Here is a 19,614-nt window from a genome sequence, read left to right as displayed (position 1 = left end):
AGAGACCGCTACGGGGTTCCGGCGCCCCCGGCCAGAGCCGAACAGCCGCCACCACCGCAGCCGCAACCACCGCAACCGGCAGGTGCGCTCGGTGCCGGGACCGCCTCGGCGGCGCGGTGCCCGAGCAGCCCGCCGCCCGCGACGAGCACGAACATGCCCAGCAGCCCCACCACGGCCGCGATCACCGTGCCGAGGGCGCTGGGCATCGCCAGCCCCGCCGCAGCGGCCAACACGCCGACCGCACCAGCAGCCATCGTGGGTACGGCAGCCACCTTGTTGGCGACCCGGAAGGCCTCGTCGCTGCGCAGCGTCGCGCGGGTGCGCACGCCCGCGCCCCGTTGCAGGGACAGCCGTTCCCGCCAGCCGAGCAAGCCGCCCCAACCGACGAGGAGACCGAGCAGGGCGGGTACCAAGGCGAGCACGAACACAAGCCGAGGATACCGGGGGCTTACCGAAACGCCGTGGTGGGAGCGGCTACCATGAGTTCGATGACGACGGCGAGCCTGCTCCTTAGCCGGCCGCGCTGACCGGACCACCGGACCGACCGGCTGCGCGGCGAACCCCTCACGCCCTCGGGCTGGGGGGTTGCGTTGTTTCAGAGGCAGGCACACGGGAGGATCGGCGATGACAGACGGCACCGAGACGACTCCGGCACACCGCTACACGGCGGAACTCGCCGGAGAGATCGAGCGGCGCTGGCAGGACCACTGGTCTGAGAACGGCACCTTCCACGCCCCCAACCCGGTCGGCCCGCTGTCGGAGTCGGGCAAGCCGCTGCCGTCGGACAAGCTGTTCGTGCAGGACATGTTCCCCTACCCGTCCGGGGGCGGGCTGCACGTCGGCCATCCACTCGGCTACATCGGCACCGACGCCTACGCCAGGTTCAACCGGATGATCGGTCGCAACGTGCTGCACACGCTGGGCTACGACGCGTTCGGGCTGCCCGCGGAGCAGTACGCGGCGCAGACCGGGACACACCCGCGCACCACGACCGAGGCCAATATCGAGAACATGCGCCGCCAGTTGCGCAGGTTGGGTCTCGGCCACGACGAGCGACGTTCGGTGGCCACCACGGACATCTCGTACTACCGCTGGACGCAGTGGATCTTCCTGCAGATCTTCAACGCCTACTACGACGAGGAGCAGGACAGGGCCCGCCCCGTCGCCGAGTTGGAGCAGCAGTACGCGCACGGCAAGCGCGCCACCCCGGACGGCAGGCCGTGGCAGGAGCTGTCCCGCCTCGAGCAGCGCGAACTCATCGACTCGCATCGCCTCGTCTACATCTGCGAGGCTCCGGTGAACTGGGCGCCGGGACTCGGAACCGTGGTGGCCAACGAGGAGGTCACCGCCGACGGCCGCAGCGAGCGCGGCAACTTCCCGGTGTTTCGCAAGAACCTGCGGCAGTGGATGATGCGCATCACCGCCTACGCCGACCGGCTGCTGGACGACCTCGACCGGTTGGACTGGCCGGAGAAGGTCAAGTCCATGCAGCGCAACTGGATCGGCCGCTCGCGTGGCGCGAACATCCGGTTCCCCGCAGGCGACAAGGTGATCGAGGTGTTCACCACGAGGCCGGACACGCTGTTCGGCACCACCTACATGGTGCTGGCACCGGAGCATCCGCTGGTGGATGAGCTGACCCCCAGCGAGTGGCCGGAAGGCGTGGACGAACGCTGGACCGGTGGCGCGGCCACTCCGGTGGAAGCCGTCGCGGGCTATCGCAAGCAGGCTTCCCGCAAGTCCGAGTTGGACCGACAGGAGAGCAGGGAGAAGACCGGTGTGTTCACCGGCTCCTACGCCGTCAACCCGGTCAACGGCGAACACATCCCGGTGTTCATCGCCGACTACGTGCTCATGGGATACGGCACGGGAGCCATCATGGCGGTGCCCGGCCAGGACCAGCGGGACTGGGACTTCGCCGAGAAGTTCGGTCTGGACATCATCCGCACGGTGCAGCCCGCGGAGGGCTTCGACGGGCAGGCCTACACCGGTGACGGCCCCGCCATCAACTCCGCTCACGGCGACCTGAACCTCAACGGTATGGGCGTCGAGGACGCCAAGAAGACGATCATCGCGTGGCTGGAGGAACACGGTCACGGCGAGGGCACCGTGCAGTACAAACTGCGCGACTGGTTGTTCGCGCGGCAGCGCTACTGGGGAGAGCCGTTCCCGATCGTCTACGACTCCGACGGCTTGCCGATCCCGCTGCCGGAGGAGCAGTTGCCGGTGGTGCTACCCGACGTGGAGGACTACTCGCCCACCACGTTCGACCCCGACGACGCCGACTCCGAGCCGCAGCCACCGTTGTCCAAGGCGAGCGACTGGGTCGAGGTGACTCTCGATCTGGGCGACGGGCCGAAGAAGTACCGCCGCGACACCAACGTCATGCCGCAGTGGGCGGGTTCGTGCTGGTACCAGCTGCGCTACATCGACCCCACCAACGAGGAACGGCTCGTCGATCCCGAGAACGAGCGCTACTGGATGGGGCCGAGGCCCGCCGAACACGGCGCGAACGATCCCGGCGGTCTGGACCTCTACGTCGGCGGGGTGGAGCACGCGGTGCTGCACCTGCTCTACGCGCGCTTCTGGCACAAGGTGCTCTACGACCTCGGACACGTCTCCTCCGAGGAGCCGTACCGCAGGCTGTACAACCAGGGCTACATCCAGGCCTACGCCTACACCGACTCTCGTGGCTTCTACGTCCCCGCCGAGGAGGTCGAGGAGCGCGACGGGAAGTTCTTCTTCCATGGCGAGGAGGTCAAGCAGGAGTACGGCAAGATGGGCAAGAGCCTGAAGAACATCGTCACCCCCGACGAGATGTCGGAGAACTACGGTGCCGACACCTTCCGGTTCTACGAGATGTCCATGGGGCCGCTCGACGAGTCCCGCCCGTGGGCGACCAAGGACGTCGTCGGCGCGCACCGTTTCCTGCAGCGGTTGTGGCGGTTGGTGGTCGAGGAGGAGAGCGGAGCACTGCGGGTCAGCGACGCCGCCCTCACCGAGGACGACCTGCGGATCCTGCACAAGACCATCGCCGGTGTTCGCGACGACTACGCGCAACTGCGGTTCAACACCGCAGGCGCGAAGCTGATCGAACTGAACAACCATGTGACCAAGGTGTACGGGTCGGCGGGGCAGACCCCGCGTGGTCTGGTGGAGCCGTTGGTGCTGATGCTGGCGCCGATGTGCCCGCACATCGCGGAGGAGTTGTGGAGCCGCCTCGGCCACCCGGATTCCCTTGTGCATGGTCCGTTCCCCGTCGCCGACGAGAGGTACCTCGTCGAGGACAGCGTGGAGTACCCGATCCAGGTCAACGGCAAGGTTCGTTCGCGGATCACCATCGCCGCAGACGCGGGGCAGGAAGCGGTGAAGGCTGCCGCGTTGGCGGATGCCAAGATCGCCGCGCTGCTCGAGGGTGCCGAGCCGCGCAAGGTGATCGTGGTGCCGGGCCGGCTGGTCAACGTGGTTCGCTGAGCGCGCCGGTGGCGGCTCAGTCGAGTTCGAGGCCGATCTCGCGGGCCAGGTCGGCCAGCATCGCGTCGAACAGTGCGTCCGGTTTCGACACCGGGAGCGGGTAGTTGCCGAACACCTCGAGCGTCACGTGGCCGTACAGCCGCGCCCAGAACTGCATCATCAGGTACGTCGTGCCGAGCGTGAACTGGTCCGGCGTCATGCTGATGCCCGACTCGGCCATGACCGAAAGCAGCGAGTCGCGGTAGGCGGCCAGGTCCTCGCGAAGCTCGGGTGGCACGGCGCTGTCGGGCGGCGCCGCGACGTCGTGTGCCGCCAGCACCTCGCCCGCCGCCAGCAGGAAGACCCTGCCGAACGGCTCGCTCACCTGGTTCAGCGTGGCGACACTGCCCGACGCCGAACCGACTCCGCCGGTCGGGGAGGCGAACACGAGCGTGAACTCCTGGGTGTGGGTCAGTGCCCAGTGCCGGAAACCCCGGCAGATGGCGAAAAGCTGTTGCGGGCCGCCGTCTCGCAGCCCGGCGATCTCGCCTGCCAGTTCGGTGCCGAGGTCGGAGACGATGTCGCGGCGCAGGTGGTCGATCAGGTCGTCTCTTGATCCGTAGTAGCGGTAAAGGGCGGGGGCGGTGATTCCCAACTCCCGTGCGATGGCGCGCAGTGTGACGGCTTCGGGGCCGTGTTCGACCAGCAGCGAACGGGCGGTGTGCCGGATGTCGCGGTCGGTGGCGGCGCGCTCGCGCCCCCGCCGTGCTGGCCTGTTCATCGCACACCCCGCTGAGCTGGCTTTCCTTCGGACCCGTGCCGGATTCACGCAGTTTAGGACCACGGGAGCCGATCAGCGCCGCGACGTGCGGAGAATCGCCGAAGAAGATCGACAATCTGGTGCACAACAGTGCGTCGGGCGCCGCCGGCACCGATCACTCGGGGGGCTACGCGACCGGTGCCGGCGACCCGATGCCCGGCAGGCCCCAGCGGGCCGCACCGGACAAGACCACGCGCCTACGCGCGTGGTGCCTGTGAGAGTGTGCAGGTCCCCAGTCGATGACGTCGAGGAACCACATTCACCCGAACGAGGTAGTCCGGGTGCACCCGCTTGGCTTGTCGTACCGGCGGCTTTGAAAGTTACAAAGGATTTCACGTCCACACAACTCGGGAACGTGTTGCTCGGCAGGAGGCCGTTCTCGTGGCACGCTGGCAGCGTGGCGGCACGCGTGCTCGTGGTCGGATCGGCCAACGTCGACCTCGTCGTGGAGGCCGAACGCAGGCCCGCGGGTGGTGAGACGGTACTCGGCGCCGACACGGTTGTCCTGCCCGGCGGCAAGGGAGCCAATACCGCGGTCGCCGCCGCCAGGCTCGGCGCGGACGTCGCGCTGGTGGGTGCCGTCGGCGACGACGGCTTCGGCAGGCTGCTGCTGGAGTCGCTTCGTGCCAGCGGTACGCGCACCGACCACGTTCGCACCGTCGATCGCCCCACCGGCGTCGCCTACATCACCGTGACCCCGGACGGCGAGAACTCGATCCTCGTCTCCCCAGGAGCGAACCGGGCGCTGTGCCCGGAAGCCGTGACCGCGGCGCTGCCTGGCGCGAGCGTCCTGGTGGCGTCGCTGGAAGTGCCGGTGCCCACCGTCGAACACGCTCTCGCCGCCGCCGAGGAAGCCGGGGTGCGCACGGTGCTCAATCTGTCTCCCGTGGCCGAGATCGCCGAGCGCGCATTGAACGGGCTCGACGTGCTGCTGGTGAACCAGCACGAGGCGGCCTGGTTGCTCGGCGCCGAATCGGTCGAGGCGACCCGGCTGCTCGAACTGGGGCCGAAGGCCGCGGTGGTTACGAAAGGCCCCTCGGGAGCAGTGGTGGTGACAGGCGCGGGAAGCAGCGAGATCCCCGCACCCGAGGTGGACGCCGTTGACACCACCGGTGCGGGCGACGCCTTCGCCGGCGCGTTCGCCACCGCGCTCGCCCGTGGCGCGAGCATCGCCGACGCGGCGACGAGTGCGGTGAGGGTGGCCACGATGTCGGTTCTCAGGCGCGGCGCCCAACCCTCCTATCCCACCGCGGCCGAACTAGAGTGACGCAGCATGTCCGATGTGCAGCTTTCCGGTGTGGGCGTCAGTCCAGGGCGCGCGAGCGGGCCTGTCGTCAAGGTCACCGATTCGATCGCCGAGCCCGCGAGCACACCCTCACCGGAGGACGCACACGCGGAGGCGGCGAGGATCGCGCCCGCGGCTCAGAACGTCGCCGCGCGGCTGGAAGCGATGGCCGAGGCGGCCGGTGGTGACGCGGCGACCATCCTGACCACGACCGCCGCGATGGCGGCCGATCCCGCGCTCGTGAGCCAGGCGGAGCAACTCGTCACCGCGCAGCGCATCCCCGCGGCCAGGGCGGTCTACGAGGCGGCGAACAACTTCGCGCACGCGCTGGCCAGCGCGGGCGGCTACATGGCTGAGCGCGTCCGGGACATCGAGGACGTGCGCGACCGCATCATCGCCGAGTTGCTCGGCATCGCTGCGCCGGGAGTGCCCCAGCTGGACACCCCGAGCGTGCTTATCGCAAGGGATCTCGCTCCGGCCGACACGGCGAGCCTCGACCCGGAGAAGGTGCTCGCGCTGGTCACCGAGGAGGGCGGGCCGACCAGCCACACGGCCATTCTGGCGCGCTCGCTCGGGATTCCCGCCGTGGTGGCCGTGCGTGGTGTGTTCGCGGTGGAGGCCGAAGCGCTCGCCGTCGACGGTGACACCGGCACGGTGCGGTCGGCGGACCCTTCGGCTCCCGCGGTGGCCAGCCATGTCGCGGGAGCCGCGGAGTGGGAAGGTGAAGGCAGGACCGCTGACGGCCGCGAGGTGAAGGTGCTCGCCAACGTCGGTGCTCCCGGTGACGCTCGCGCGGCCGCCGAGGCCGGTGCGGAAGGCGTTGGGCTCTTCCGCACCGAGTTCTGCTACCTCGACGCCGATGACGAGCCGGGTGTGCGGCAACAGCAGGACGCCTACCGCGCGGTGCTCGAACCGTTCGCGGGCAAGCCGGTCGTCGTCCGCACACTGGATGCGGGTGCCGACAAACCACTGGGGTTCCTTGCGCAGGAGCCCGAACCCAACCCCGCACTCGGTGTACGCGGCATCCGCGTGGCGTTCGACCGCACCGGCGTGCTCGATCGCCAACTCGATGCCATCGCGGGCGCGGCCACCGAATCCGGGGTCGAGGTTTCCGTGATGGCGCCGATGGTGGCCACCGCCGAGGAGGCCTCGTGGTTCGCCGAGCGGGTCCGGGCCGCCGGGATCGCGCGCGCGGGCGTGATGATCGAGGTGCCTGCCGCCGCGTTGACGGCGCGAGAGGTGCTCGACGCGGTGGACTTCGTCTCTGTTGGCACCAACGACCTCGCCCAGTACACCTTCGCCGCCGATCGCCAACTCGGTGCGGTGGCCACTCTGAACGATCCGTGGCAGCCCGCGCTGCTGCGGTTGATCGCTCTGGTCGGTGAGGCGGCGACGGCGACGGCGAAACCGGCGGGCGTGTGCGGCGAGGCCGCGGCCGACCCGTTGCTGGCACGCGTTCTGGTGGGGTTGGGTGTGACGAGCCTTTCGATGAATCCCGCCTCGGTGCGTGCCGTGGGCGCGAGCCTGGCGGCCGTGACATCGCAGGAATGCGCCCAGGCGGCGCAGGCGGCGTTGGCAGCACCGACGGCGCGGGCAGCACGCGCGGCGGCTGCGTCCGGCGGCTAGAGCGGCTGGACCCGGTAGGCCTAGAACCATCCCCGGCGGGGGTAACGCACCGACAGTGACCCACCCTTCACCTTGCCGGTGAAGACGAACCTCGGAGTGCCCGCCTTGCCTGCGGAGTTGGTCTTGTCGTCGATGGCCGACCACTTGAGTTCGGTCAACCCGTTGAGATCCACCGCTGCCTGCTCCGGTATCACAATGCGCACCGCGCTCCACTTGGCGTCCAGTTCGACGTGTACGACGGGTGCCGCGATCTCCGCCTCGCTGAAGTCGAGCTTGGTCTCTCCGTACTTGTTGGCCACCAGCAGCTCAGCTGGTACGAACCAGCGCCCCTTGCGCACCAGTGAGGAGCCGTGTGCCCGCAGTTCGACCCGCTGACCCCTCGCCGCGCGAGAGGCTTCCGGCGAGGAGGTGTGCCCACCGCGCGTCGCGGCGTCGGGATGCACCAGGCCGGGCAGATCGATCAGCACGGCGTTGAGCTCGCCGCGGGTGCGCGCCGCCAGTGCGGTGTCGGTGCGTTCGGTGAACTCGTCGAGATCGAGCAACCCGCGCCCGATGGCCTGTTGCAGTAGTTGCACCACGTGCTCGCGCTCGGCATCCGACACCCGCAGGTTGCGCAGCCGTTCCTGCTCGTCGGGAACCTTCGCCTCGCCGGTCTCTGCCTCGCTCACGAATCCGATGCTATGCCGCAGCCTGCCGTGGCGAATCCGGGAAAACCCCGACGCCACCCCGAAGATTCACCCCCGCGCCTCAGGAGTCGAGGCCGTGCTCGATGGCGTAGCGGGCGAGTTCCACCCTGTTGTGCAGCTGTAGCTTTCGCAGGGTCGACTGCACGTGGTTCTCGACCGTGCGATGTGAGATGACGAGCTTGGTGGCGATCTGACGTGCTGTCAGTCCCTTCGCCACCAGCCGCAACACCTCGGTCTCGCGTTCGGTGAGGCGCGGTGGCGGTGGTTGTGAACCGGGCGAGGTGCCGGCCATGCGCCGGTACTCGCCGAGCACCATGCCCGCAAGGCCCGCGGTGAACACCGGGTCACCGTCGGCGGTCCGGCGCACCGCTTCGACGAGTTCGGCGACCGACGCGGACTTCACCAGGTACCCCGACGCGCCTGCCTTCACCGCCTGCAGCACGTCGTCGTGCTCACCGCTCGCCGACAGCACGAGCACCCGCGTGGTAGGCAGTTCCGTCGTGACGCAGCGGGTGGCGGTCACGCCCGAACTCTCTCCGAGATTGAGGTCCATCAGCACGACGTCGGGTCTGACGGTGCGGGCGATCCGTACCGCCGCGGCCGCGTCGGCCGCAGTCGCCCGGACGTCGAACCCGTGCTCGGTGAGGTCTCTTGCCACCCCGTCCCGCCAGATCGGGTGATCATCGACGATCATCACCGAGATCGTCATCGGCTTCCCCTCCGTGGTTTCGATCTTGGCACCCGCAACTCCCATTCGGTGCCCGAACCGGGTTCGGTCTCCAGCGTGCAGCTACCGCCGAGCGCGGCGAGGCGCCGCTTGATGGAGTTCTCGACGCCGAGCCGCCCTTCGGCCACGGCACGTTCCAGCCGTCCCGCCGCAATACCGGGACCGTCGTCCCTGATGGTCAACACGACCTCCTCGGTGAGTTCCTCCAGCAGCACCCACGCCTTGGCTTCGGTGCCCGCGTGCCGTTCCACGTTGGACAGCGCCTCCTTGGTGGCCGCGACCAGTTCCGTCACGGTGTGCCTGGGCAGCCGCACCTGTCCAGCCGGCGTGGACACCTGCACCTTCGAGGTCGCGAGCAGTTGCAGTGCGCCGCGCAGGTCGGCGTCGCCGGAGTCCGACGCGCCGGAATGTCCTGTGGTGACGAGTGCTCGCAACGCGATCTCCTGCTCGCCGGCCAGTCGAGCGAGTTCGGCCGCCTCCCCGCCGAGTTCGGCGCCCCTTCGCCGCACCCTGGCCAGCACCTGCAACACGCTGTCGTGGATGGAGCGCGCCAGCCGTTCCCGCTCCGCCGTGGCCGCCTCGGTACGCATCGCCTGTGCCAGCGTTGCCTGTGAGCGGCGTGCCGTGGTCGCGGTGATACCGATCAGCAGCCCGCTCGCGGTGAGCAGCACCCCGTCTCTCGCGACGTCGAGGGTCAACTCCTGGCGGGCGAATCCCGTGGCGGCCGCCACCACGATGCCCGCGACGACACCTCCCGTGGCGCCGAACCGGGCGCCCGCGGCCAGTGGCGGCACCGCCGCCCACACGGTGGTGACCAGAGGCGCCAACTGCGCGTACTGCGCGTCGGAAAGCACGACCGGCGAGGTCAGCATCAGCGCGCAGGTGATGGCGACGTCGGTGACGACGAGCCACGCGAAACGCGACGAGCCACGCAGGTAGCACAGGCTCGTGACAGCGGTCCACACCACCATGCCGCCGAAGGCCGCCCACGCAAGCCACGGGCGTTGGTAGCCGTGCTGGTGCACGAGCAGCGCGCCGAGTGCGAAGCCGAGAGTCACCCAGCGCAGCGCGATCGTGCTCCACCAAAGCGGTGTCGCCGGATCACGCAGCCGCCGGGTCATGTCCGGTCGCGCTCCCGCTCGCCATCGGCCGCGTCGGTGTCGGTCTCGGTGTCGGGGCGGGCACCGGCGTCGGAAAGTACGTCGACGGCCTCGGGGTCCGGATGGTGCTCGTTGACCAGCGACTTGATTCCGGAGTTGAGGATCGCCAGCAGCGGCACGGACAGCAGCGCTCCTGGAATGCCCGCGGCGACCAGGCCCGCGGTGATCGCGAGGATCACGGCGAGCGGGTGCAGCCTCACCGCCCTACCCAGCAGCAGCGGTTGCAGTACGTGTCCTTCCAGTTGCATCACACCGACGACGATGGCCAGCACAACGAGCGCGGTGACGAACCCGTTGGTCACCAGCGCCACCAGTACGGCGACGGCACCGGTGACGACGGCGCCGATGATGGGCACGAACGCCCCGAGGAAGACCAGCGTCGCCAGCGGGACCACCAGTGGGACACCGACGATCCACAGCCCGATACCGATGCCGACGCCGTCCACGACGGCGACCGCAGCGGTCGCGCGTACGTAGCTGACGAGGGAGGCGAATCCACGCCGACCGGCGGTGTCGGCGCGGGCCCGCACAGCCGAGGGCACACCGCGCATCAGGAAGGTCCAGATCTGCTCGCCGTTGATCAGGAAGAAGATGAGGACGAACAGCGTGAGCAGGAAGCCGGTGAGGATCTCGCCGACCGTGCCCGCCGTGGTCAGCGCGCTTGCCGTGATCGATGCCTGGTTCTCCTGGATCAGCCCGATCGCGTTGTTGATGAACTCCTCGATCTGCGTCTCGCGCAGGTGCAGCGGCCCGTTGATGAGCCAGTCCTCGATCTGGTCGAGGCTCTCGTTGAGTTGGCGCTGTAACGCGGGCAGCCCGTCGGTGAACTGGATGATGACGAAAGTCAGCAACCCGCCGACCGCCCCGAGGCCCGCGATCAGCACGATCGCGGCCGCCAACCCCCTCGGTACGCGCAACCGCACCAGCCGGTGCACAGCCGGCGCCAGCAGCGCGGCCAGCAGCAGGGCGATGGCGACGGGAATGACGGCCACCGAGAGGTAGCCGACGACCCAGCCGATGACGTAGAGGGCGGCGATGACGACGAGGAACCGCCACGCCAGTGCGGCGCTGATGCGCAGTCCCTTCGGCACGGCCGCCGTCACGTCGGTCCCCTCGGCGAGCACGGACGCTGTCCGGTTCGCGGCTTTACGGTGATGGGGTTCGGGCTCGCTCACGGACACACAGTAGCGGGCACGCTGTCGCCGCGACGCCAACTCGGTGCAACCGCCTGGCGAAGGCTGCCGTGTTCAGCCGAGTCGCAGCGACCGCTTGGCCAGGCCGTACCAGTACCCGTCGATGACGGTGCGGACGGCGCCGGAGTGCTCTCCCGCACCGAGAGTGACGAACAGCGGCGCGAAGTGTTCACTGCGTGGGTGCGCCAGCCGGGCGGCGGGCGCCTTGCTTTCGAAGTCGAGCACCGAGTCGATGTCGCCTGCTTCGAGTACCTCACGTCCCCAGTGGTCGAACTCGGCCGACCAGGTCGGTGGCGTGGAGTCGACGCCGTCGACCGTGCGTAGTGCGGCGAGGTTGTGGGTGAAGAACCCGCTGCCGATGATCAGCACCCCCTCCTCACGCAACGGCGAGAGCCTGCGCCCGAGGTCGTACAGCCGCCGGGGGTCGAGCGACGGCATCGACACCTGCAGCACCGGCACGTCGGCTTCCGGATACATCTCCACCAGCGGCACGTAGGCACCGTGGTCGAGGCCGCGTTCGGGGTCCTCGTGCACGGGCGTGTCGGTGCCGTGCAGGAGCCCGCGCACCCTGCTCGCGAGCGCGGGCGCTCCGGGAGCGGGATACCGGACCTGGTAGTAGCGCTCGTCGAAGCCCCAGAAGTCGTACACGAGCGGCACCGTTGTGGTCGCGCCGAGTGTCAGCGGTGCTCGCTCCCAGTGGGCCGACACGATCAGCACCGCTTTCGGGCGGGGCAGCCCTGCCGAGATATCCGCGAGTTGCCGGGTCCAGGTGGCGTCGTCGGCCAGTGGCGGCGCGCCGTGGCTGAGGTAGAGGACTGGCATCCTGCCGGGTTCGACTGACATCCGCCGCTCCAAATTGAAGTTTCAACTTCATCTTAGCCCAACGGTGGAGCGGGCCGGGAGCATTGTTCGATTCGGCTCAGCAGGCCGGCCTCCATCCGGGCCGCAACGGCCGTGAGCATCGTTGCCGCGCATCCTCGCTGGTCGTTGCACGGATCGTTGTCCCGAGCCCGCGTATGCGGGCCGGTCCACGCCGTCACGATCGGCAACGTAGGTGGTGGCTGCTTGTATCCGGAAAGTAGACAGTTGATTAGCTAATTGGCACAATAGCTATGTGCTTGATGTGGATCTGGTCAAAGCCCTGGCCAACGACAAGCGTCTGATGATCTTGCAGTGGCTACGTGACCCGGAGCGCCACTTCCCACCGCAACGTGATGGCGATCTGGTCCGTGACGGGGTCTGTTCCGTTTTCATCGCCGACAAGCTCGGTGTGAGTCAGCCGACGTGCGGCGAGCATATGAAGATCCTCAGTCATGCCGGGCTCGTCCGAGGCAAGAAGGTCAAGCAGTGGGTCTTCTACCAGCGTGATGAAGCGCGCATCGCGCAAGCCAAGGAGTTGTTGAGCAGTGACTGGTGACTCCTGCGGCGATATCGCGGCACCTGTGCCGGAGCTGTATGGGCGTCTGCTGGCTGATCTGGACGCTCACGGCGCGCGTTACCGACTGATCGACCACGAGCCTGAGGGCCGCACCGATCTGGTCAGCGCCCTTCGCGGGCATGATGTCGCGCTGGCCGCCAAGTGCCTGATCGTCATGGTCAAGGTCGGCAAGAAGCAGAGCCGGTATGTGCTGGCGGTGGTGCCCGGTGACGCCCGCGTGGATCTGCAGGCGGTGAAGAAACTGTTCGGCGGGACCTATGTGGCTTTTGCGGGCAAGGACAGGGCCGAGGAACTGGCCGGAAGCATGAGCGGCACCGTGCTTCCGTTCAGCTATCACCCTCGCCTGGAAGTGGTGGTCGATCCGGCCCTGCTTGAAAAGCCGGAGCTGTTCTTCAACGCCGCGAGGCTGGACCGCTCGATCGCATTGGCCACCGAGGATTACGTCCGGTTGGCCGCACCCCGGGTAGCGCCCATCACCGTCACGCCTGACCACCACACACCTGACCACCACACACCTGAACCTGGAGCAGCTGTGCCACAGCACGACTACGACATTCACTACGAGCCGCTGTTCACCACGCTGCAGACGATGGATGTGCAAGCGCTGATCGACAAGGTCGATGTTGCCTGGTACAACCAGACGCTGCTGCAGATCGGTGGTGTCCTGGTGCGGCTGGGCGTCATGCAAGGCGAGTTCCACTGGCACAAGCATGACGAGCAGGACGAGTTCTTCCTCGTTCTGGACGGGCAGTTCCACATCGAACTCGACGGTGCGGATACCGTGCATCTCGGCCCCCGGCAGGCGTTCGCCGTTCCGGCCGGGATGCTGCACCGGCCTGTCGCTGCTGTCCGCAGCGCCGTGCTGATGATCGAGAAGGCGGGAGTCGTCGCTACCGGGGACTGACGACCTCGAACAGCCACAGCATCAGGAGGACATGTGAAGGCGTCACTGCGGCCAGGACTGACCGCCCAGCTGGAATACGTTGTACCTGCCGAGCGCACGGTGCCGTATCTGCTGCCGGAGTCCGAGGAGTTCAAAGCGCTACCCCCCGTGCTGGCCACCGGCTTTCTCGTCGGCATCGTGGAATGGACCTGCATCCGCGTCCTGGCAGGCCATCTCGACGACGGTGAGCAAACGCTCGGAATTCACGTCGACCTCAGCCACGAGGCCCCCACGCCCGTCGGCGGCCTGCTCACCGTCCAAGCCGAACTGAGCAACGTGGACCGCCGACAGCTCACCTTCACCGTGCACGCCTTCGACGACGCGGCCACGGTCTGCCGAGGCAGCCACCGCCGGGCGATCATCGACACAGAGCGTTTCCTCGCGCGGATGAGTAAGCGGACCGCCAGTTGACCTCGCCGCGTCGGCGCTACTCCTGCGCCAGGTCGGTGAAGCGGCTGTAGTGCAGTTGGTGCGCGACACTGATCGTGCTCGTCGGGCCCGCCCTGTGCTTGGCGAGGATCAGGTCCGCCTCGCCTGCACGCGGGTCGTCCCGTTCCCAGGCGTCCGGCCGGTGGATCAGCATCACCATGTCGGCATCCTGCTCCAGCGAGCCGGACTCGCGCAGGTCGGCGAGCATGGGACGCTTGTCGGTTCGCTGCTCCGGGCCACGGTTGAGCTGGCTGATCGCCACCACCGGCACCTCGAGTTCCTTGGCGAGCAGCTTGAGCTGCCGGGAGAACTCCGAGACTTCCTGCTGCCGCGACTCCACCCGCTTGCCGGAGGTCATCAGCTGCATGTAGTCGACGACGATGAGCTTGAGGTCGTTGCGCTGCTTGAGCCGCCGCGCCTTGGCTCGGATCTCCATCATGGTCAGGTTCGGTGAGTCGTCGATGAACAGCGGAGCCTCGCTGATCTCGCTCATTCGCCTGGCCAGCCGGGTCCAGTCGTCATCGGACATGCGCCCACCTCGCATGTCGGCAAGCCGGATACGTGCCTCGGCCGACAGCATGCGCATGACGATCTCGGTGCGGCTCATTTCCAGGGAGAAGATCACGCTGCTGAGTCCGTGCCTGATCGAGCACGACCTGGCGAAGTCGAGGCCGAGCGTGGACTTGCCGACGCCGGGCCTGGCCGCAACGATGATCATCTGCCCCGGATGCAGGCCGTTGGTGACCTCGTCGAGGTCCGCGAACCCGGTGGGCACCCCCTGCGCAGTGCCTCCTCTCGACGCGATGGCGTCGATCTCGTCCATGGTCGGCTGGAGCAGTTCCTCCAGCGCGACGTAGTCCTCACTGGTGCGCCGCTCCGTGACGTCGTAGATGGCCGCCTGCGCACGGTCGACCACTTCGTTGATGTCGTTGTTGTCGGAGCCGTCCGCGCCGTAGCCGTACTGCACGATGCGCGTTCCGGCCTCGACGAGCCTGCGCAGGATCGCCTTCTCTGCGACGATCTGTGCGTAGTAGCCCGCGTTGGCGGCCGTCGGCACCGTGGCGATCAGCGTGTGCAGGTACGGTGCGCCGCCCACCCGGTTGAGCTCCCCGCGTCGCTCGAGTTCTGCCGAGACGGTGATCGGGTCGGCAGGCTCACCTCGGCCGTACAGGTCGAGCACGCAGTCGTACACGGCCTGGTGTGCGGGCCGGTAGAAGTCCCCTGGCCGCAGCACCTCCACCACGTCGGCGATCGCGTCCTTGGACAGCAGCATGCCGCCGAGCACGGACTGCTCCGCTGCCACGTCCTGCGGTGGCTGGCGCTCGAACCCGCCGTGCTCGGCAGGGGCGAACGCGGGACCGCGGTCGTCGGTGATCGCCAACGGTACGGGCACCTCCCAACTGGTCGATCGAACACTCGTTCGAAATTGTATCGGATCGCGGGTCGGGAACACGGTCGTCGCGGCCGCGTTTCGCGCATCCGACGGGGCACGCTAGATCGCTCGGAAGGAGCAGCGCAAAGTCACGTGTGGATCGACCTGTGGACAACCTGTTGATGAAGGCGCTCAACGAATCACAACCTCGCCAGACCCTGTGCACAACTTGGGGAAAAACTGTGGTCGGCAACCTGTTTCTGCTGGTCATACCCTGTGGGCAAGCTGTGGAGAACTTTGTTGAGCGTATTACGGCGTGTCGCGCGAAACAGGCCTCTCGGCGTGTCGCGGCACGGCGTTGTCACCAGGCGCAAGCGGGCCCTGTGGAAAAGGCTACGGACGGTTGTGTAACCACTCGCTGGGCTGAACGGGTGGGCAACCCTCAAGCATGGAGTAACGTACCCAGAGCGGTGCGTAACCGGTCGGCGAGCAGTTCCGGCGCGGCCGGATTGAAGGCGATCAACGGCTCACCACTTCCGGGCACTTCCTCGGTCAGCCACCGACCTCGCTGGTGTCGATGTAGTTCACCGGTCGCCGCACCCGCACCCGGCGCCCGGTGCGGTCCCTGACCGCGACGTACAGGCTTCCGCCGCCGAGCCTCGGCAGGTGGAGCACCCGGCGCAGCTCGTCCGTCGTCAAGGGGCGGCGCGCGCCCGGAGCTAGGACGTACGCACTCTTCGTCGCGTTCCGGGCGCGGGAGAAGAAATCAAAACGGCGGCGGGACCCGATCGGGGTCCCGCCGCCGGCATCGAGAGGAGAGGTGTTGCCGCCTACTTCGCGGTGACCTCGATTTGCACGCTTGCCTTCACCTGTGGGTGCAGGTTCGCGCTCACCTCGTGTTTGCCGAGGGTCTTGATGTGCTGGCCGAGTTGGATGACACGCTTGTCCAACTGCGGTCCCCCGGCAGCTTTGATGGCCGAGACGATGTCGGCCGAGGTGACCGAGCCGAACAGCTTCTTCGATCCCTGCGCCGCCTTCGCCGACAGGTTGACCGGACTGAGCTCTTCCAGCTTGGCCTTGATCTCCCTGGCGTGGTCGAGGTCGCGGATGCGCCTGGCCTCCTGCGCCCGGCGGATGATGCGCACGTTCTTCTCCGCGCCCTTGGTGGCCGTGATGGCGTAGCCGCGGGGGAGCAGGTAGTTACGCGCGTAACCGTCCTTGACCTCGACGATGTCGCCCGGGCCTCCGAGATTCGCCACGTCGGTCGTCAGGATGATCTTCGCCATTTCTGACTCCCTTTCTCAGCGAGCGGTGGAGGTGTAGGGCAGCAGCGCCATCTCGCGGGAGTTCTTGACCGCAATGGCGATGTCACGCTGGTGCTGGCTGCAGTTTCCGGTCACGCGGCGGGCACGGATCTTGCCGCGGTCGGAGATGTACTTGCGCAGCAGGTTGGTGTCCTTGTAGTCGATGGGCTCGGGGTGGCCCTTCTTCTCGGCCTTGCAGAAAACGCAGACCTTCTTCTTCGGCTTGCGAACGGGTGGCTTCGCCACGATCTACTCCTGGGGAACGATTCTTGTGGTTGCTTGCTCGGGTGGCGCGTCAGAACGGCGGTTCGTCGGAGAAGCCACCGCCACCGCCCGCGGGCGGCGCGGAGCCCCACGGGTCGTCGGCAGGCGCGCTACTGCCGCCGCCACCGAACCCGCCGCCACCGCTGCCTCGGCTCACCTTGTTGACCTTCGCGGTGGCGTAGCGCAGAGACGGTCCGATCTCGTCGACCTCGAGTTCGACCACCGTGCGCTTCTCGCCCTCCTTGGTCTCGAACGAGCGCTGCTTCAGCCTGCCCTGCACGATGACCCTGGCACCCCTGGTGAGGGTCTCGGCGACGTTCTCGGCAGCCTGCCGCCAGATGTTGCAGCGCAGGAACAGGGCTTCGCCGTCCTTCCACTCGCCGGTCTGGCGGTCGAAGGTGCGTGGCGTGGACGCGACCGTGAAGTTCGCGACCGCGGCGCCGGATGGCGTGAACCGCAGCTCCGGGTCGGCGGTGAGGTTGCCGACCACCGTGATGATGGTGTCTCCAGCCATCGCGCTGCCCGCCTCAGACCTTCGCGGCGTTCTTCTTGGCGGCCTTGGCGCCGCGCGGCGGCTCGCGCCTGACGACCTTGGTGCGCAGCACCGTCTCCTGAAGCGAAAGCTGCCTGTCGAGTTCCGCGACGGCGTCCGGCTCGGAGTAGAGATCGAGCACGGCGTAGATGCCCTCCGCGTGCTTCTTGATCTCGTATGCCAGCCTGCGGCGGCCCCAGACGTCCACCTTCTCCACGTTTCCGCCCGATGTGCGGATCACGTTGAGGAAGTTTTCCAGCGTCGGCGCGACCGTACGCTCGTCGAGCGCGGGGTCAAGGATGACCATTACCTCGTAATGGCGTGACACAACCACTCACCTCCTATGGGCTACAGCGGTCACGGACGTTCCGTGACAGGAGGGTTGTCAGCGGACCAGTCTAGCCACGCCGTGGCAGGGCACTCCCGGCAGGGCTGCCCGGTGCGGGAGCCGCTACCTGCTAGGACACGCGCCGAAGCACCCAGGTACGCACGAGGCCTGCGGTCACGCCCGCCAGCGCCACCACGGCGAGCAGCATCGGCAGTTGTACCTGGTCGGCGGAGTCGCTCGCCGCGAGCGCGGCGGCGTTGCCCGCGTTGCGCACGTCGTCGGGCTGGCCGCCCTGTCCCTGCTCGGCGCCGAGGATGCCGAACTCGGGCGAGTTCGGCTGGCCGGGCACACCGCTGGACGGCGGGTAACGCAGGTTCGGGGGCACCGAGATACCAGCGCTCGGAGCGGAGACGGCCGGGATACCGCCGTAGTCCCTGCGTGCGGCGCGCGTGTCGCCCGTGCCCTGAAGTGAGCCGTTGCCCCCAGCGGCGTAGCCCTGGGTACCCGGCGTGGCATATCCGGAGGACGGAGCCGAGCCTTGTTGCCCGCCTGGTGACTGCCGACCCGGTTGCGAGGGTGCGGAGTAGTTGGTGGCCGACAAGGTGAGCCCACAGCTGCCCGCCACCTTCTTCGCGATGGTGTCGAGTGTGGTCTGCTGCGTGGCAGGAAGTATCCCGAGCCCGGCCGAGCCCTCGAGCGCCTTCTTCACCGCCGCCCCGATTGCCTGCCCGCTGATCGTCGCGGTCCGCGCGTCCGGCACGGTGCCGACGGTGAGTTGCTTCTTGGCGACCTGGTTGGCGAGGTGGTCGGGCCAGATGGTCAGGTCGTGCACGATGATGACCGTTTTCGCCTCAATCGCGCCCTGCCGGACCAGGTCCTTCACCGACGTGCCTGGAATGGCGATCTGATCGCCGATCTGCCCGGCGACGGCCGAGGTGCAGGTGTCGGTAACCAGAGTGGTCGCGGCCGCTGTGCCGCCGGAGAGCACGGTGAGGCCACCGACCGCCGCGGCGACGGCCGTAGTCGTGAGCGCCTTGCGCATGGTCCTTGCGAGGGCGGGGGGCCTGATCCGCACGGGCTACGTCCTCCGGAATTGGCGGTATGTCAAAGAAACAAACGACGAGCGCTCGAAGAAGATACGCCGGTTGGAATTATGGCGCTGTGCGACGTAGCACCCACGTGCGCACCAGAGCCGCGGTAACGCCCGACAATGCCAGCACGGCGAGAATCGCCGCGGGACCGGTGGCGTCACCGACGCCGCCGGAGGTGGCGGGAAGCGCCCGCGCCGCACCAGGATTGGCTCCCGAACCGTTGTCACGGCCGGCGTCTTGACCGAGGAGCCCGAATTCCGGCGAATATCCGGGAATCTGCCCGCCGTAGCGCAGTCCCGGCGCGGGCGTGAAAAGCGCGGACGTCGACGGCGTGCCATAGCCGTAGCCGAATCCGAACGCGGCGGGCATTCCGAACGTCGACCAGCCCGACCCGGGTAGGGCCGCACCGCCGACGACCGGACTGTTCGGTGCGGGCACGGACTGCTGGTCGCCCTGCCCGGTCCGTGACGCCTCCCCCGAGGTACTCCGGCCACCGGGTGAACCCGACGGCGCGGGCTCGCCCGCACCGGGCGCGGCAGGAGCGGGCTGGGTGCCGGACGACAGTGCGCCCGCGACACCGTCCACGGCATCGGCGGTCGTGGACGTGGTGCCCTCGACCGCGTCGGCCAGTGGCTCGCCCCCCACCGGAACCGGCTCGACGACCTTGACCGTCACCTTGCACAGCCCGCTGACCAGCGTGGTGACCCCGCTGGTCACCACGCCGAGATCGAGCCTCACTCCGAGTGGACCGACGGCGACAATGTGATCGCCCGGCTCGGCGGTGACGGTTCCGCCGCAGGGGACCGACCTGGTTTCCGCCCGCGCCACCTCCGGCAGCGCCAGCGATGCCGACCCCGCGAGCACGAATACCGCCGCACCCGCCGCTGCTGTCCTGGCCTTCGTCCGTCGCATCTTCGCCTCCCGGCCTCACGCCACAACAGCACAACGACGCGGTCGGCCGGG

Annotated in this window: 20 protein-coding genes and 1 pseudogene; 6 read left to right on the top strand and 15 right to left on the bottom strand. The window is 68.2% G+C overall.

The genetic code is table 11. The features are described 5' to 3' along the window. Positions 1–8: 8 nt before the first annotated feature. On the bottom strand, positions 9–428 hold the full coding sequence (locus SACMADRAFT_RS28200; RefSeq protein WP_009157248.1) for an SdpI family protein: 420 nt from the start codon (positions 426–428) through the stop codon (positions 9–11). A gap of 196 nt (positions 429–624) precedes the next feature. Between SACMADRAFT_RS28200 and leuS the strand changes: the two genes are divergently transcribed. Beyond that, entirely contained in the window at positions 625–3,474 is a 2,850-nt protein-coding gene (leuS, locus tag SACMADRAFT_RS28195) for a leucine--tRNA ligase (RefSeq protein ID WP_009157247.1), read from the top strand. Between the two features lie 16 nt (positions 3,475–3,490). Here leuS and SACMADRAFT_RS28190 read toward each other — a convergent pair whose 3' ends face one another. Next, a complete protein-coding gene (locus SACMADRAFT_RS28190; protein WP_009157246.1) occupies positions 3,491–4,234 on the bottom strand; it encodes a TetR/AcrR family transcriptional regulator in 744 nt (247 codons plus the stop codon). A gap of 436 nt (positions 4,235–4,670) precedes the next feature. Here SACMADRAFT_RS28190 and SACMADRAFT_RS31140 point away from each other — a divergent pair, with 436 nt between their 5' ends. Both SACMADRAFT_RS31140 and ptsP read left to right on the top strand, forming a co-directional pair. Next, positions 4,671–5,540, top strand: a complete 870-nt coding sequence (locus tag SACMADRAFT_RS31140) for a ribokinase (protein WP_040926917.1) — start codon at positions 4,671–4,673, stop codon at positions 5,538–5,540. A gap of 6 nt (positions 5,541–5,546) precedes the next feature. Continuing rightward, on the top strand, positions 5,547–7,184 hold the full coding sequence (gene ptsP / locus SACMADRAFT_RS28180; RefSeq protein ID WP_009157244.1) for a phosphoenolpyruvate--protein phosphotransferase: 1,638 nt from the start codon (positions 5,547–5,549) through the stop codon (positions 7,182–7,184). Between the two features lie 20 nt (positions 7,185–7,204). Here ptsP and SACMADRAFT_RS28175 read toward each other — a convergent pair whose 3' ends face one another. From SACMADRAFT_RS28175 to SACMADRAFT_RS28155, 5 genes are all read right to left on the bottom strand, one after another. Next, a complete protein-coding gene (locus tag SACMADRAFT_RS28175; RefSeq protein WP_050998297.1) occupies positions 7,205–7,852 on the bottom strand; it encodes a DUF1707 SHOCT-like domain-containing protein in 648 nt (215 codons plus the stop codon). A gap of 79 nt (positions 7,853–7,931) precedes the next feature. Continuing rightward, positions 7,932–8,579: a response regulator gene (locus SACMADRAFT_RS28170; RefSeq protein ID WP_009157242.1), complete on the bottom strand. Its 648-nt coding sequence runs from the start codon at positions 8,577–8,579 to the stop codon at positions 7,932–7,934. Continuing rightward, on the bottom strand, positions 8,576–9,718 hold the full coding sequence (macS, locus tag SACMADRAFT_RS28165) for a MacS family sensor histidine kinase (protein ID WP_009157241.1): 1,143 nt from the start codon (positions 9,716–9,718) through the stop codon (positions 8,576–8,578). Before macS ends, SACMADRAFT_RS28170 begins: the two co-directional genes overlap by 4 nt. Then, positions 9,715–10,881: an AI-2E family transporter gene (locus SACMADRAFT_RS28160; protein ID WP_009157240.1), complete on the bottom strand. Its 1,167-nt coding sequence runs from the start codon at positions 10,879–10,881 to the stop codon at positions 9,715–9,717. Before SACMADRAFT_RS28160 ends, macS begins: the two co-directional genes overlap by 4 nt. Positions 10,882–11,004: 123 nt before the next feature. Beyond that, a complete protein-coding gene (locus tag SACMADRAFT_RS28155; protein WP_009157239.1) occupies positions 11,005–11,793 on the bottom strand; it encodes a dioxygenase family protein in 789 nt (262 codons plus the stop codon). A gap of 271 nt (positions 11,794–12,064) precedes the next feature. Here SACMADRAFT_RS28155 and SACMADRAFT_RS28150 point away from each other — a divergent pair, with 271 nt between their 5' ends. From SACMADRAFT_RS28150 to SACMADRAFT_RS28140, 3 genes are read left to right on the top strand one after another with little or no spacing between them, the layout of a single operon-like run. Continuing rightward, entirely contained in the window at positions 12,065–12,367 is a 303-nt protein-coding gene (locus SACMADRAFT_RS28150) for an ArsR/SmtB family transcription factor (protein ID WP_040925947.1), read from the top strand. Next, positions 12,357–13,292, top strand: coding sequence for a YbaK/EbsC family protein (locus SACMADRAFT_RS30630; protein ID WP_009157237.1), 936 nt, complete (start codon positions 12,357–12,359; stop codon positions 13,290–13,292). The genes SACMADRAFT_RS28150 and SACMADRAFT_RS30630 overlap by 11 nt, the downstream gene beginning before the upstream one ends. A 33-nt stretch (positions 13,293–13,325) precedes the next feature. Then, positions 13,326–13,742 (top strand): thioesterase family protein, encoded by a 417-nt coding sequence (locus SACMADRAFT_RS28140; RefSeq protein WP_009157236.1) that lies wholly within the window; start codon positions 13,326–13,328, stop codon positions 13,740–13,742. Positions 13,743–13,758: 16 nt separating this feature from the next. Here the strand turns inward: SACMADRAFT_RS28140 and dnaB are convergent, their stop codons facing one another. The 8 genes and pseudogenes from dnaB to SACMADRAFT_RS28100 form a co-directional block, all read right to left on the bottom strand. After that, positions 13,759–15,141: a replicative DNA helicase gene (gene dnaB, locus SACMADRAFT_RS28135; RefSeq protein ID WP_009157235.1), complete on the bottom strand. Its 1,383-nt coding sequence runs from the start codon at positions 15,139–15,141 to the stop codon at positions 13,759–13,761. A 433-nt stretch (positions 15,142–15,574) separates the two neighbouring features. Then, positions 15,575–15,822: pseudogene (locus SACMADRAFT_RS29565) on the bottom strand (ESX secretion-associated protein EspG); the annotation flags it as partial. A 140-nt stretch (positions 15,823–15,962) separates the two neighbouring features. Next, positions 15,963–16,418 carry a 50S ribosomal protein L9 gene (gene rplI, locus SACMADRAFT_RS28125; RefSeq protein WP_009157234.1) on the bottom strand — a complete coding sequence of 152 codons (456 nt, stop codon included), beginning with the start codon at positions 16,416–16,418 and terminating at the stop codon, positions 15,963–15,965. A gap of 15 nt (positions 16,419–16,433) precedes the next feature. Then, positions 16,434–16,682 carry a 30S ribosomal protein S18 gene (gene rpsR, locus SACMADRAFT_RS28120; protein ID WP_009157233.1) on the bottom strand — a complete coding sequence of 83 codons (249 nt, stop codon included), beginning with the start codon at positions 16,680–16,682 and terminating at the stop codon, positions 16,434–16,436. 49 nt (positions 16,683–16,731) lie between these two features. Next, positions 16,732–17,214: a single-stranded DNA-binding protein gene (locus SACMADRAFT_RS28115; protein ID WP_009157232.1), complete on the bottom strand. Its 483-nt coding sequence runs from the start codon at positions 17,212–17,214 to the stop codon at positions 16,732–16,734. Between the two features lie 13 nt (positions 17,215–17,227). Continuing rightward, the gene (rpsF, locus tag SACMADRAFT_RS28110; protein WP_009157231.1) at positions 17,228–17,560 is read right to left on the bottom strand and encodes a 30S ribosomal protein S6; all 333 of its coding nucleotides are present in this window, start codon (positions 17,558–17,560) and stop codon (positions 17,228–17,230) included. 130 nt (positions 17,561–17,690) lie between these two features. Next, positions 17,691–18,635, bottom strand: a complete 945-nt coding sequence (locus SACMADRAFT_RS28105; protein ID WP_009157230.1) for a hypothetical protein — start codon at positions 18,633–18,635, stop codon at positions 17,691–17,693. A gap of 76 nt (positions 18,636–18,711) precedes the next feature. Beyond that, on the bottom strand, positions 18,712–19,563 hold the full coding sequence (locus tag SACMADRAFT_RS28100) for a hypothetical protein (protein ID WP_009157229.1): 852 nt from the start codon (positions 19,561–19,563) through the stop codon (positions 18,712–18,714). Between the last annotated feature and the right edge of the window lie 51 nt (positions 19,564–19,614).

Source organism: Saccharomonospora marina XMU15, assembly GCF_000244955.1.
Lineage (GTDB): Bacteria > Actinomycetota > Actinomycetes > Mycobacteriales > Pseudonocardiaceae > Saccharomonospora_A > Saccharomonospora_A marina.
This window is presented reverse-complemented; position numbering and strand designations above follow the sequence as displayed.